The organism is Cellulosimicrobium sp. BMG9.22 (genome assembly GCF_059159975.1).
In genome coordinates this window covers 1-248 of the sequence record NZ_JBZGBY010000086.1, presented here as the reverse complement: position 1 = coordinate 248, position 248 = coordinate 1, and the positions used below count along the sequence as shown (strand labels likewise).

Here is a 248-nt window from a genome sequence, read left to right as displayed (position 1 = left end):
GCTCGGCGAACGCCGCGTTCGCGGACCAGCGACGGGCGTCGCGCCCGGGTCCCGGACGAGGTGCTGATCGCCAACCGGCCGGCCGAGGTCACCGACCGGGCCGTGCCCGGCAACTGGGAGGGCGACCTGATCATGGGGACCGCGAACCGGTCGGCGATCGGGACCCTGGTCGAGCGCACCACCCGGTTCACGATCTTGCTGCACCTGCCCCACGGGCACCGCGCCGAACACGTCCGCGACGCGATCTG

The 248-nt window shown here is 73.8% G+C and carries 1 protein-coding gene; it reads left to right on the top strand.

Annotated elements, in window-relative coordinates; translation table 11 throughout:
• A partial coding sequence (locus AC4H2H_RS19780; protein WP_494372541.1) for a transposase occupies positions 1–248 on the top strand: 248 nt, incomplete at both ends.